The following is a 12,097-nucleotide window of genomic DNA, read 5'->3' as shown; positions in this document are numbered from 1 at the left end:
GTCAGCGTCCGAGCAGCCGGCTCATGCGATCCACCGCCTCTTGCAGACGGGCCAGATCGGTGGCGTAGGAAAAGCGCATGTAACGGCCGGGATCGGCAGTGCCGAAGTCCATGCCGGGCACCGCGCATACGCCGGCCTCGGCCAGCAAACGTGCCGCAAATGCCCCGCTGTCGGGGCTGTGTTCGCTCACATCACTATATATATAGAAGGCACCGTCGGGCTTGACCGGGACATGCAGGCCCAGGCGCTCGAATTCCGGCAGCAAATAGTCGCGCCGCTCGCGGAAAGCTTCGCGTCGGGCCTCGAAAACATCGAGCGAGGTCGGCGTGAAGCAGGCCAGCGCGGCATGCTGCGCCAGTGACGACGCGCAGATCACCAGGTTCTGGGCCAGTTTCTCGAAGGCACCGACGAGCGTCGGCGGCACGATCAACCAACCAAGACGCCAGCCGGTCATGTGGAAGTACTTGGAGAAGCTGTTGACGATGATCAGGTCGTCACCCAAGGACGCGGCGGACTTGCGCTCGCCGTCGTACTGCAGACCCAGGTAGATCTCGTCGACGATGGCGAAGCCGTTTCGTTTGCGGACCTCGTCCACCAGTTCCACCAAGGCGTCGGGCGCAATCGCCGTCCCGGTGGGATTGCTAGGCGAGGCAATCAGCACGCCTGCGGTCTGGTCGTCCCAATGTTTGCGCACGTGTTCGGCAGACAGCTGGAAGCGGTCTTCCGGGCCGGACGGGATCGGAATCGGCTGCCCACCCGCTGCGGTGACGAAATGGCGGTTGCAGGGGTAAGCCGGGTCCGGCATCAACACCTTGGCACCGTGCTCGACCAGGGCCGCGCAGGCCAGGCTCAGGGCACCCGAGGCACCGGCAGTGACGATCACCCGGGCCGGATCGATATCCACGCCGAAGCGAGTCCGGTAGAACGCCGCGATGGCTTCGCGCAGCGGCGTAATGCCTACGGCGGGGGTGTACTGGCTGCGGCCCTGGCGCACGGCCAGTTCCATGGCTTCGACCACTTCGGGAGCCGCAGTGAAATCGGGCTCGCCGATGCTCATGTGGACGATGTCCTGGCCGGCAGCTTCCATACGGGCGGCCTGCTTGACCAGTTCCATGACGTAAAACGGCGAAATACGATCGACGCGTGATGCAAGACGGGGCATGACAACACCTGAAAATGACAAAGCGCGGACACACGCCGCGCTTGGTCATTGTAAGCGTGGCATGCGCCACGCTCGGGTCAGGCAATTACTGGCGTCAGAGCGCAGCCACCGATTGCTCCTGCGGCTTGCCGTCCTTCGATACGCTGGCTTCGGCCACCGCTTCGGCAGGCTTGGGCGCAGCCGGGCGGATACCGGCTGCGGAAGCCAGACGCTGGCGCTCGGCCAGCACCTTGGCACCGTAGCCACCATCGTTGGGGCCAGTGGCACCGACATAACGCTTCAGGCCGGCTTCAATCGAGCCGCCCCGCGCAATACAGTCCTGCAGAATCATGGCACCGACGCGCAGGTTGGCGATCGGATTCCACGCAGCCTGCATGCCACCGAAGCTCTTGAACTTCTCGTGGTGCACGCTCGTCATGACCTGCATCAGGCCCTGCGCACCCATGCCGCTTTCGGCGAAGGGATTGAAGCGAGACTCGATGGCGGCCACCGACAACAGCAGCAGCGGATCGATGTCCATATCCTGACCGACGCCGTAGGCTTCCTTCACCAGCAGTTCCGTTGCGTCATGCGACACGCGGTACTTGCGGGCGATGTAGCGACGCAGGCCTTCGATCTGCGCGGGCGATGCGACGCCGGCAGGCACGACGGCAACCGGCTGAGCATGCAAGACGTTGCCCATCAAGGGGAACGACTTGTTATGGCTCGGCAGCGTCACCGGAATAGCCACGGCCGGTACGGGCGCGGTTGCCACTACCAGTGGCAGCGCGGCCTCGTCGGTCGTCATCGACAGGTACACGTCGCGCACTTGTGCGCGCATGTTCGGATCAGCCCAGACAATGCCGACCATCACGAAGGCAAAAATGCCCATCCAGCTGGTGGCCTGCTTGTACATCCACGTGAGTTCACGCTTGGCTGACAGAACCGGCGTTAACTCCGCCGATTCGGATCTTGCGTCTTGCATTTTTTCCCCTTGGGTTTGCAGACACGACATCGCCCGAGCGACAGATGGTTGGTCCATTTGCTGCTAGGGATGCGACAACTTCGTGGTACTGCACTTCGAGCCAACGCCAGAAAACGGCTTGTTGACACATCTGCACGACCTCGGCACCAGAGCGGTGCTTTTTTCGGTCGTGCCCAACTCGGGCGAGTGGCGCGAAATACGCGCCGGGAAGAGAGAAACTCCAGTGGACAGTGGGCACCCGACGGCCCGTTGCATTAGCCCAATCAGTCTCGCGTCGCCGCTGCATCTGGCAGATCGGTCGAGTGGCGAAGGACTGGAATTGAACCCGCGCTGAAAGTGAACCGATTGTAGGGACTGAGTTTTCAAACGGTCAAATAAAAAATTCCAGACCCGGCAGCCAACAGTAAGCGTTTTATTTTGCTACTAAATGCAACTCACGCAATATCCACCGGTATAGCGGGACATAACAAATAGTGAGTAACCACTATCTTTGCCAGGTGCGTACAGCCTGATACATGTATGAAAGTGTCGTGAATTTCCCGATTTTTAGCGTTTTCCCAGGCATATCGGCGACCATAAAGCCCCCCGAATACTCAAGCCGTAAGCTATCCGACGTACGGTTTGGCGAACGCCCTGCCCGGGGCGCATTAAGCTTCGTTCTTACCGCTTTTCTGCAAGGTTTCCGTCTTGAAATACCGCGATCTACGTGACTTCCTCCAGCAGCTCGAACGCACCGGCGAGCTCAAGCGCATCACCGCGCCGGTCTCCACTCACCTGGAGATGACCGAGATCAGCGACCGCGTGTTGCGCGCGGGCGGGCCGGCACTGCTGTTCGAGAACGTCCAGCAACCAGGGCGCGGCCGCTCGAGCATGCCAGTGCTCACCAACTTATTCGGCACGCCGCACCGCGTGGCCCTGGGCATGGGCGCGGAAAATGTCAGTGCCTTGCGCGGTATTGGCGAACTGTTGGCATCCTTGCGTGAACCCGAGCCGCCCAAGGGCCTGAAAGATGCCGTCGGCAAGGTCAGCATGCTCAAGGCCTTGTGGGACATGGCACCGAAGGTGGTGCGCTCTGCGCCTTGTCAGGAAGTGGTGATCGAGGGCGATGACGTGGACCTGTCCACCCTGCCCATCCAGCACTGCTGGCCCGGTGACGTGGCACCGCTGCTGACCTGGGGCCTGGTGGTGACCAAGGGACCGCAGCGCAAGCGGCAGAACCTGGGCATCTACCGACAGCAGCCGCTGGGCCGCAACAAGCTCATCATGCGCTGGCTGGCCCAGCGCGGCGGCGCGCTGGACTTCCGCGAGTTTGCGCTGGCCAACCCGGGCAAGCCCTTCCCCATCGCCGTGGCGCTGGGTGCCGACCCGGCCACCATTCTGGGCGCGGTCACGCCGGTGCCCGATGCCTTGTCCGAATACCAGTTCGCCGGCCTGCTGCGCGGTGGCCGCACGGAAACCGTGAAGTGCCTGGGCAGCGAACTGTCGGTGCCGGCCTCGGCCGAAATTGTGCTGGAAGGCCATATCCTGCCCAGCACCGACCCACGCGCGATTGCCCCGCAATCGCCGCCTGGCGGGCCTGCTGCCCCTGATTCGGCCTACGAAGTGGCGCTGGAAGGTCCGTATGGCGACCATACCGGCTACTACAATGAGCAGGACTGGTTCCCGGTGTTCACGGTGGATCGCATCACCATGCGTCGCGACCCGATCTACCACTCGACCTATACCGGCAAACCGCCGGACGAACCCGCCGTGCTGGGCCTGGCCTTGAACGAAGTGTTCGTGCCGCTGCTGCGCCGTCAGTTGCCCGAGATTCAGGACTTCTACCTGCCCCCGGAAGGCTGCAGCTACCGTCTGGCGGTGGTGTCGATCCGCAAGCAGTACGCGGGCCACGCCAAACGCGTGATGTTCGGCATCTGGAGCGTGCTGCGCCAGTTCATGTACACCAAGTTCATCATCGTGGTGGACGAGGACATCAACGTGCGTGACTGGAAGGAAGTCATCTGGGCGGTCACCACCCGCATGGACCCGGTGCGTGACACCTTGCTGGTGGAAAACACGCCCATCGACTACCTGGACTTTGCGTCGCCGGTGTCGGGCCTGGGTGGCAAGATGGGGCTGGACGCGACCAACAAGTGGCCGGGTGAGACGAATCGCGAGTGGGGACGCGACATCACCATGGATGCTGGCGTGAAAGCGCGCATCGACGACATGTGGGACAGCCTGGGGCTGTAATCGCAAAGCCATGCCAGAAAATGAAAATCGCCGATAAATCGGCGATTTTCATTTCAGCTTAGGCGAACTTGCCGGAACTTGATTCCAGCTTGGCATATCAGGGATATGCCGACGTCTGCCCGGAAGCGCTGGGCGGAGCCGACTCGTACCCGACATCGTGCGGAATCGGGTTGCCCCGGAACCGTCGCGGTCGGTTGTAGTGCTGCCAGAGCTTGAAGCTTTGGTAGCCCAGGAAGCCGAGCACGCCAATCTTGAAACCGGACTTGGCCAGCTTTGCGCCGCCAAGCGCAATGGCTGAGACCTTGATTGGCGACTGGCGGAACATGCGCAGCAATTGCAGCAACAATGCCGGTCCACCAGCGGCCAGGCCGCCAGGAACCATCATGCTCAGGCCACGCAGGCCACCAACGCTGGCCAACGCACCAGATACGGCACCAGCCAGGCCGCCCTGCGGGCGCGCTTGCCCGCGAACGCCGGGCTGCACCGGACTGCCGCCGAACATGGAGCGAACCAGGTTGCGCGGTGACGCAGCCTCGCGTACTTCCATGACGTTGTGCGTCAGTTCAAGCCGTTCAAGCGAGGCACGAACCTTCAGCAATTCCTTGCGAACATGCAGCGGGGGTGAACTCATGGATGACCTCGTCGGGCGGGCGTCGGCGCATCGGCGGCGGCACCAAGTGCCTGGCGGTCGCGCTCAAGTTCGGCCAAGGTTTCATCGAACGTGAACGGTGCGTCAGCAACCTTCTTGCGCACGAATAGCAGTGCGCCAACTCCCGTCAGGAAGTACAAGGCTGCCACCACACCAAGTGCGGTCAGCCGATTCGGGGTGTCCCAGAAGGCTGCGACCACCAGCAAGGACAACATCAAGATGCCCATTGCCAGGGCCAGCAGCCCACCAAGCGCCCACAGCAGAATCGTCAGCAGGCGATTCTTTTCCTCGGCCAGTTCAACTGCAAGCAGTTCGAGGCGAGTACGCAGGATGCCGATGACGGTCGCACCGAGCGCCCGCAAAGAGCCGGAGAGTGGGTGGCGGGGTGCAGTCATCGTCTGTCGTGCTTATCGACGATTGACCAGGAGGCCGATCAGGAAGCCTGCAGTGGCAGCGATGCCAATCGAACGCCAGGGATTGTCGTGCACGTAGTCGTCGGTCACGCGGGCAGCAGCGCGGCTGCGCTCGACCAGCGAATCCTGCAGGTCTTGCAGATGCTCGGCACCGCGCTTGAGCGAGTCCAGTGCACGTTCGCGCAATTCGATGGCGCGATCGCCGCTTGAGGTCGCGGCTTGTTTCAACAGATCTTCTGCGTCGTCCAGCACGCCTTTGACGTCGGTGATGATTCGTTCTTTATTGCTCGTTGCCATGTGGCACCTCCTGGATACGCGGGTTGATCACCTGATCGATGATACAGCCTCACCTACGGCCTGGGACGCCTGGCATGCCTCGGAGTGGTTACATTTTTCGGCAGGGGCACAAGCTTGCGCGTCGTCAAGCGTTCATGGAACCCGGGGTGGTGGCACCTGCTTGATGAACGGAATGTCGAAGGGATCGATGGGAATGTCGAAGCGCGCACGCGTGGCGTAATGCAGCACCTGCGTGTGCATCGGCAGGTAGACCAGCTCCTGATTGGCCCGTGTCCAGATGTTGTGCAGCATGGCGTTGCGGTATCTCAGGTCTGCCGTGGACAGGGATTCGATGCGGGCATCCATGGCGGGATCGGCGTAGCCAGTCAGGTTGGCCGCGCCATAAGCCTTGCCGCTGCTGTGAAAAAGCGCGTCCAGCATGTAGGCCGAATCCAGGGTCGGGACACTCCACCCATACAGCCAGAAATCGGTTTCGCGCTTGAGCACCTTGGCAAAGTGGACGGCAGACGGCCGGGATTCCAGGGTCACGTTCACGCCAATCCGGGCCAGCATGCCCGACACAGCCACACAGATGGCCTCGTCGTTCAGATAACGATCATTCGGGCAGTTCATCACCAGCTGGAAGCCGGCTGGGTATCCGGCTTCGGCCAGCAGCGTACGCGCAACGGCAGGATCGGGAGGCGGCACCAGGTCAAGCGCATCGGAGTAGCCGTTCACCGACGGCGGCACTACCAATCCCGTGGGCTGACCCATGCCACGCATGACCACGCGCACGATGCTGGCCCGATCAATCGCCAGGTTGAAGGCCTGACGCACCCGCAGATCAGCCAGCGGATTGGCGCTCAGGCCATCACCACGACGGAGTGTCTTGTCCCCTACGTTGAAACCGAAGAACACCGTGCGGTTTTCCGCGCCACGCGTCACGCGGATATCTGGCTGCTGCTCCAGGCGGGACACGTCCTGTACCGGCACGTCTTGCAGGAAGTCGATCTCACCCGCCATCAAGGCGCTGGTGCGGGTCGCCGCGTTGCTGATCGGCAGCCAGATGATGTCGCTCACGCCAAGCGGGAAACGATCCCGTCCCCAGTAGGCATCGAAGCGGGTCAGCACCGTGCGGCGGTCAGGCTCGCGCGACACCACGCGATACGGGCCCGTGCCGTTTTCATGCGTTTCGGCAAACGGCGACGACGCTTGCCCCGGTGCCTGGGGCAACAAGGCATGGTTGGCCCGCGCCCAGGCCGCATTCAGGATGTGGATGTGGACCAGGTAGCTGGGCAGGATCGGATTGACCCGATGGGTGCGCACCACCACCGTGTGCGCATCCAGTTTGGAAATTTCAGCAACCGTCGCCAGCCAGCTTTTCATGTCGGAACTGGCGGCACGTGCGCGTTCAAGCGAGAACACCACGTCGTCGGCGCTCAGCAACTGTCCGTCGTGGAAACGCACGCCTTCACGGATTGTGAAGTGCCAGACCGTCGGGTCTGCCTGCATCTGCCAGGCAGTGGCCAGCGCAGGCTGCAGGCTGCCGTCTCGCTCCCGCGTCAGCAGCGGTTCGTAAATCTGATGGAACAGGCTGTGATTGGCCGTCGTGTTGCCGGCGTGCGGATCGAGCGTGGTGGCATCGCTGGCGCGCGCCCAGCGCAAGGTTTCTGCCACGGCTGCAGGCGTCGCCGCAAACACGGCTGCGCTGGTCAGCAGGATGGCAAGGCAGCTGGCCAGACCGGTTCGGGTACGGACTGGCTTCACGCGTGGCGCATCGGCACGAACATCCGCCAACGCATCGACACTGCCGCCGGTACGTGGTGCTGGGGTACTGGGCAGGTGGGCCTTCGCGGCTCCCCACCTGCCGATACCGATCATCGCGCCGCGACCCAGGCGACCAGTGCGTCCAGGAACGGGCCGGCGCGCGAGGCTTCTTCGTGATTGACCATGCCGACGACCAGATAACGTTTGCCGCTGGATGCCAGCACATAACCGGCAATGGCACGCACGTCGCGCAAGGTGCCGGTCTTCAGATGCGCCATGCCCAGTGTGGCGCTGCCACGCAAGCGGCGACGCGCCGTGCCGTCGGTGCCGGAGATCGACAACGAGGACATGAACTCGGGCATGACCGGCGAGTGGTACGCGGTATTCAGCAGCTTGGCCAGACTGTCGGCCGACACCCGCCCATTGCGCGACAGACCCGACCCGTTGTCCACCACCAGTTCCGGGAATTCCATGCCGTGCGCCTGCAAGACCGAATGCACCGCCGCCGCGCCATCACGTTGGGTAGCACCACTGGTGGGATTGGCGGCACCCAAGGTCAGCAGAAGCTGGCGCGCCATCACGTTGTTGCTGCGTTTGTTGATGTCGCGGATCACTTCGGCCAGGGCTGGCGATTCATGGCTTGCCAGCGGCATCACACCCGGCGGCACCACGCCCACACGCACCGGGCCATCGATGGTTCCGCCCATCTCTTCCCATAGCTTGCGCAATACAGCACTGGCGTGATCGGCCTGCGGCAAAGCAATGCGGTAGATGCTGAATTCGCCGCAATCCCCTGACACCGTGCCCGACAGGCGCAGCGTGACGCCGCGCGCATCGATCACCGGGTCGGCCTGAACCGACGGAGAACCGGGGCAGGCAACATCGGACCAGACAGGTGCACCTTCTACCCGCACGTTCGGCAGCACCGGGTCGGTGACCACGCGCCAGCGACGCTGTGCCGCGTCAGGCAGGAACATCAGGCGGATGGCACCGAACCCCACCATCCAGGTGTCGGGGCTGGCGTTGTAAGGGCGTGCGGCATCTCCGTCGAACGCCCCGGTGTCGATACGTACATCACCGAACAGGGAACGGTCGACCACCAGTTCAGGCAGGCGGGTAACGCCGTGCAGACGCAGTTCGCGCAGCATGGCCCACAGGTCTTCCATACGCAGGATAGGGTCGCCACTGGCACGCAGATAAAGCGGCCCGCGCAACGCGCCGTCGGGGCCGGGCCAATGCTGCGGCAAGGCCAGCAATTCGGTGCGCCAGGTGTATGCCGGACCCAGGCCTTCGAGCGCCGAATAGGTGGTGACCAGCTTCATCACCGAGGCCGGATTGCGTGGCGTGCTGCTGTTGAAAGCCGCGACACGGCGACCGTCGAGTTCCTCGACCACCACCGACACGGCGGAATTTGGCAGTTTGGTTTGCGCGAGCGCGCGAGCCAATTCGGGCGGCAGCGCATCGGCTGCCTTGACTGGAGCACTGAGTGCAACCAGCAGCGCAAAACCTGCGCCAATTACCTGTCGTGCCGCACGGCGCACCACGCCGTTGCCGTTATTGCCTGTTGCCAACATCTTGCTCACGTTACCGCCCTGGCCGATTCAACTCGCAATCGCACAGCATACCTGCGCCGTCCACGGGAAAACGCGATGCCTCCCAGGATTTACATCCCGCTGCAGTCACAGCGCGGTCATCGGGCGACCACACTGTGACCACCACCCATCACTTTGAGATTGACGCTTCGAAGCGGGCCAGCAGCTGGCGAATCTCGCCCGCCACGTCGTGCAATTCGTGCGACGCAGTGCCCAGGCCATCGACTGACGCGGCGGTCCGGTCAACGGCTTCGGAAATTGCGTCCATGCTGCCCGCGATGTCGCGTGACGCCGACGATTGTTGATCCAGCATGCCCGCAATGTCACGCGAGCGGTCCACCGCCGCGCCCGACGATTCGCGCACGCGCACAAAGAAGCCAGCGCTGTCGCGGATCTGGTTGCCGCTGACGGCGACCGACGACACGGCGTCCTGCATCGACGCGGCGGTATCGGTGGCAAAGCGGGTGATCGCTTCCAGCGCCTTGCCGATGTCTTCGGTACTGCGCGCGGTGCGTTCGGACAAGGAACGTACTTCGTCGGCCACCACGCCGAAACCTCGGCCTTCTTCACCCGCCCGTGCCGCCTCGATAGCGGCGTTCAGCGACAGCAGGCTAGTCTGCGTGGCGATGTCGCTGATCGACTGGGTGACGCGAGTAATGGTGGCAACCAGCGTATGCAGGGAATCGACCTGCGTGCTGGTGCGGCCCACGGCATCAGCAACCGATGTGGTGCCAGTCACCGATTGGGAAATCTTGCTCTCGGCCCCGTCGACATCGGCCATGGCCGACTCCGACAAGGCCAACGCGCTGGCCGTATGTTGCGAGGCATCGCGGATGGATACGCTCATTTGCTGCACGGCGCTGGCGATCTGGGCGATGCGATCGCGCTGGGCACCGATTGCGGTGGTCAGTGCGGCGACTTCATCGTTGACCTGACCAGCACTGGCCTCGACGGCACGCGCGCTCAGCATCACGTCGCACAGCGTGGATCGCAGATGAATGCGCACAGCTTCGATATGCAGTCGCAAGCTGCCCAGGCCGAAACGCGCGTCCGGACCGGCGGCACGATCCAGTTCGCCGTGTTCAATGGCGACCAAGGCGTCGATTGCCTCATTCAGCGGCGCGCTGACCAACCCGCGCCACACCAGGACGCTTGTCAGCAACCACGCCGCGCCACCCGCCGACCAGCCCCAATGCGGAAGCGCTGCAGCGCCAGCGAACAAGGCCAACCCGATCCCCCCCAAGCTGGCTGCCACGGGTGCCGGGCGATGCCACCAGCGCGCGCGGGGTGTCATCGGGAACTTGGCCTGACCCGCTTTCACCTGCGCGTACAGGGCCGCGGCGTGATCGATCTGGGCACGTGAGGGCGCATTGCGCACCGACATGAAGCCGACTTGCCGACCGCCCTCGAACAGCGGCGTCACAAACGCCATCACCCAATAGAAACCGCCGTCCTTGGCGCGATTTTTCACCATGCCCTGCCAGGGCTGGCCGCGCAGCACGGTCTTCCACAGATCCGTGAACGCCTCTGCCGGCATATCGGGGTGACGCACGACGTTGTGGGGGGCCCCGATCAGTTCCTCACGGCTGAATCCGCTGATCTCCACGAATGACGGATTGGCGTAGGTGATATGTCCCTTCATGTCAGTTTTGGTGACGATAGGACGCGCCTTATCGACCAGGTGCTCAACATTATTTGTAGGAGGCTTTGACATAGATTCAACTAAGAGAAAATGGGCGGCATATTCAGTGTAACGGGCTGCAACACGATAACTTGCACCGATCGCAGGCATGTCACAAATTAAGGGCAAATCCCAGGCCACACCGCGATATCGATCGGCAACAACCTGCAACAACTATTCGCAAAAATCATCTGATCGGATGAATTGCGGCTCTGCCGCCCCGGAACTGCCATGCAGCTACCATTAGGCTTTCGGCGCGACCCGTGCCGCCCTTATTCAGCACAGGAACCTCATGGAACTTCTGAACAAGCACCGCTGCTTTGGCGGTGAACAACGTTTCTACAAGCACGACTCCACCACCATCGGCCTGCCGATGCGGTTTTCCGTCTTCGTCCCGGAACAAGCGGCCCAAGGCCCTCTGCCCGGCCTGTTCTACCTGGCCGGCCTGACCTGCACGGAAGAAACCTTCGTCACCAAGGGCGGCGCACAACAATATGCAGCCGAGCATGGACTGATCCTGATCGCTCCCGACACCAGCCCGCGCGGGGCAGGCGTACCGGGCGAGGCCGACAGCTGGGACTTCGGCGTAGGTGCCGGTTTCTATCTGGACGCCACCGAGGCCGCCTGGGCCAAGCATTACCGGATGGAGAGCTACATCACCGATGAACTGTTCGACCTGGTGACCCGGGAACTGGGCGTGGACGCCGCACGCGTCGGTGTGTTCGGCCATTCGATGGGTGGCCACGGTGCACTGACGCTGGCGCTGCGACACCCGGAAAAATTCCGCTCGGTATCGGCGTTTGCGCCGATCGCTGCGCCCAGCAAGTGCCCCTGGGGCGAGAAGGCATTCACGGGCTACCTGGGTGCCGACCGCAGCAGCTGGGCCGCGCACGACGCCAGCGCGCTGATGGCTGACAAGTCGTCTGCGCCCTTCCCGGCCGGCATCCTGGTCGATCAAGGTCTGGACGACAAATTCCTGAAAGACGGCCAGCTTTTGCCTGAGGCATTCGAAGCGGCCTGCTCCAAGGCCGGCCAACCGCTGACGCTGCGCCGCCAGGCGGGTTACGACCACGGCTATTACTTCATCTCGACCTTCATGGCCGACCACGTGGCCTTCCACGCGAAGCAACTGGCGTAAGTAGACACAAGTACGCAGACACAAGTACGCAGACACAAGCACGCAGAACCAAGACAGCACCCACCCGATACCGACGCGCGCAACGCCGTCTGCCAATCGATATGGTCATCGGGTGGGTGCCCGGCCCCTCCAGATTCTGGACCGCCGTAACGTTCCACCGACCTGACTTCTGAACAAGACCGGACGCCTGATCACGAGCACTATGGGGCTCGATAATCTGGGA

General features: G+C 62.9%; 10 protein-coding genes. 2 read left to right on the top strand and 8 right to left on the bottom strand.

The features are described 5' to 3' along the window. Window position 1: 1 nt before the first annotated feature. Entirely contained in the window at window positions 2-1,162 is a 1,161-nt protein-coding gene (locus tag FXN63_RS04770; protein ID WP_148813325.1) for a pyridoxal phosphate-dependent aminotransferase, read from the bottom strand. 94 nt (window positions 1,163-1,256) lie between these two features. Further along, a complete protein-coding gene (locus tag FXN63_RS04765) occupies window positions 1,257-2,126 on the bottom strand; it encodes a transglycosylase SLT domain-containing protein (protein ID WP_187395106.1) in 870 nt (289 codons plus the stop codon). A gap of 687 nt (window positions 2,127-2,813) precedes the next feature. Here FXN63_RS04765 and FXN63_RS04760 point away from each other — a divergent pair. Continuing rightward, a complete protein-coding gene (locus tag FXN63_RS04760; protein WP_148813323.1) occupies window positions 2,814-4,358 on the top strand; it encodes a UbiD family decarboxylase in 1,545 nt (514 codons plus the stop codon). 97 nt (window positions 4,359-4,455) lie between these two features. On the opposite strand, the gene FXN63_RS04755 is transcribed toward FXN63_RS04760, so the two are convergent. From FXN63_RS04755 to FXN63_RS04730, 6 genes are all read right to left on the bottom strand, one after another. Next, entirely contained in the window at window positions 4,456-4,989 is a 534-nt protein-coding gene (locus tag FXN63_RS04755) for a hypothetical protein (protein ID WP_148813321.1), read from the bottom strand. Continuing rightward, window positions 4,986-5,402 carry a phage holin family protein gene (locus tag FXN63_RS04750; protein WP_148813319.1) on the bottom strand — a complete coding sequence of 139 codons (417 nt, stop codon included), beginning with the start codon at window positions 5,400-5,402 and terminating at the stop codon, window positions 4,986-4,988. Before FXN63_RS04750 ends, FXN63_RS04755 begins: the two co-directional genes overlap by 4 nt. Before the next feature lie 12 nt (window positions 5,403-5,414). Next, window positions 5,415-5,717, bottom strand: a complete 303-nt coding sequence (locus FXN63_RS04745; protein ID WP_148813317.1) for an ElaB/YgaM/YqjD family protein — start codon at window positions 5,715-5,717, stop codon at window positions 5,415-5,417. A 132-nt stretch (window positions 5,718-5,849) separates the two neighbouring features. Continuing rightward, the gene (locus tag FXN63_RS04740; protein ID WP_148813316.1) at window positions 5,850-7,577 is read right to left on the bottom strand and encodes an ABC transporter substrate-binding protein; all 1,728 of its coding nucleotides are present in this window, start codon (window positions 7,575-7,577) and stop codon (window positions 5,850-5,852) included. Further along, window positions 7,574-9,004, bottom strand: coding sequence for a D-alanyl-D-alanine carboxypeptidase/D-alanyl-D-alanine endopeptidase (dacB, locus tag FXN63_RS04735; RefSeq protein ID WP_425468720.1), 1,431 nt, complete (start codon window positions 9,002-9,004; stop codon window positions 7,574-7,576). Before dacB ends, FXN63_RS04740 begins: the two co-directional genes overlap by 4 nt. A 181-nt stretch (window positions 9,005-9,185) precedes the next feature. Then, a complete protein-coding gene (locus tag FXN63_RS04730; protein WP_187395105.1) occupies window positions 9,186-10,769 on the bottom strand; it encodes a methyl-accepting chemotaxis protein in 1,584 nt (527 codons plus the stop codon). Window positions 10,770-11,028: 259 nt separating this feature from the next. On the opposite strand from FXN63_RS04730, the gene fghA reads away from it, so the two are divergent. Beyond that, window positions 11,029-11,874, top strand: a complete 846-nt coding sequence (fghA, locus tag FXN63_RS04725) for an S-formylglutathione hydrolase (RefSeq protein WP_148813311.1) — start codon at window positions 11,029-11,031, stop codon at window positions 11,872-11,874. Window positions 11,875-12,097: the final 223 nt, after the last annotated feature.

The organism is Pigmentiphaga aceris, from assembly GCF_008119665.1.
In the GTDB taxonomy this organism is placed as follows: domain Bacteria; phylum Pseudomonadota; class Gammaproteobacteria; order Burkholderiales; family Burkholderiaceae_B; genus Pigmentiphaga; species Pigmentiphaga aceris.
This window is presented reverse-complemented; position numbering and strand designations above follow the sequence as displayed.

Bases quoted from the DNA above. Each gene is read 5' to 3' on its own strand.
- FXN63_RS04745 (WP_148813317.1), bottom strand. From the start codon at position 5,717: ATGGCAACGAGCAATAAAGAACGAATCATCACCGACGTCAAAGGCGTG.
- FXN63_RS04770 (WP_148813325.1), bottom strand. From the start codon at position 1,162: ATGCCCCGTCTTGCATCACGCGTCGATCGTATTTCGCCGTTTTACGTC.
- FXN63_RS04740 (WP_148813316.1), bottom strand. From the start codon at position 7,577: ATGATCGGTATCGGCAGGTGGGGAGCCGCGAAGGCCCACCTGCCCAGT.
- FXN63_RS04765 (WP_187395106.1), bottom strand. From the start codon at position 2,126: ATGCAAGACGCAAGATCCGAATCGGCGGAGTTAACGCCGGTTCTGTCA.
- fghA (WP_148813311.1), top strand. From the start codon at position 11,029: ATGGAACTTCTGAACAAGCACCGCTGCTTTGGCGGTGAACAACGTTTC.
- FXN63_RS04755 (WP_148813321.1), bottom strand. From the start codon at position 4,989: ATGAGTTCACCCCCGCTGCATGTTCGCAAGGAATTGCTGAAGGTTCGT.
- FXN63_RS04750 (WP_148813319.1), bottom strand. From the start codon at position 5,402: ATGACTGCACCCCGCCACCCACTCTCCGGCTCTTTGCGGGCGCTCGGT.
- FXN63_RS04730 (WP_187395105.1), bottom strand. From the start codon at position 10,769: ATGTCAAAGCCTCCTACAAATAATGTTGAGCACCTGGTCGATAAGGCG.